Genomic DNA, 1,070 nt, shown 5'->3' with positions numbered 1-1,070 from the left:
ACCGCGGTGGGTGGCCGGCGCGACGGTTCCACCAACCGGGTCGTGCTCCTCTCCGACGCCCTCGCCAACACCGGCGATACCAGCGCCGACGGCATCCTGGAGCGGATCTCCGACGCCCGCCGCGAGCATGGCATCACCCTCTTCGGGGTGGGCGTCGGCAGCGACTACGGGGACGCGCTGATGGAACGCCTCGCCGACAAGGGCGACGGCCACACCACCTATGTCTCGGACAGCGAGGAGGCCCGGAAGGTCTTCTGCGAGCAGCTCCCGGCCAACATCGAACTGCGCGCCCGTGACGCGAAGGCACAGGTCGCCTTCGATCCGCAGACCGTCAAGCAGTTCCGGCTCATCGGCTACGACAACCGGGCGGTCGCCGACGACGACTTCCGCGACGACAGCGTGGACGGCGGCGAGGTCGGGCCAGGACACACCGTGACCGCGCTGTACGCCGTGCGGATGAGGCCCGGCGCGAGCGGGCATGTGGCGACCGCCACCGTCCGCTGGCTCGACCCCGACAGCCGTGTCCCGCACGAGAAGTCGAACGAGATCGAGTCGGGGGACATGGAGGGCGGGCTGTGGAACGCCGACCGAGGGCTGCGGACCGCTGCGGTGGCCGCGTACTTCGCGGACGCGCTGCGGCACGGTACCTCCGGGCGGACCGAGCCCGGCGACCCCGCCGTGCGGCCCGACACCGGCACGACGACCAACGCTCCCGAGCCGATGTCCACCTCCACCGGCTCACCCACCTGGCAGTCCCTCCCCGGAGCCCCCTCGCTGGCCGAACTCGCCAGGAGCGCCGATGACCTGGCATCGGACGACGACAAGTCCCTGCGCGACCTGGCGACCGCCGTCCGCCAGGCGGACCGTCTCACCGGCGGGTACGGGGACGGCGGAGGCGGGGGAGAGGACGAGGGCGAGATCAGGACCGGCTGAGCGCCTCCGGCTGGCCGCCGCACAGCTCCCGTTCGGCCCGCACCGGGTCGTTCGGGAAGCGGAACGACGTCCTCTCCCACACGCCGGTCACATTGCGCAGGAACCGCCCCGGCGTCATTGGATCCCGCGTCGCCGCC

At 72.3% G+C, this 1,070-nt stretch carries 1 protein-coding gene; it reads left to right on the top strand.

The genetic code is table 11. From position 1 onward, the window contains the following. Window positions 1–933, top strand: a 933-nt coding sequence (locus ACZ5CR_RS47065) for a YfbK domain-containing protein (protein ID WP_468870212.1), incomplete at its 5' end; no start/stop codon positions are given. Window positions 934–1,070 lie beyond the last annotated feature (137 nt).

Source organism: Streptomyces sp. NPDC031274 (assembly GCF_055570235.1).
This window is presented reverse-complemented; position numbering and strand designations above follow the sequence as displayed.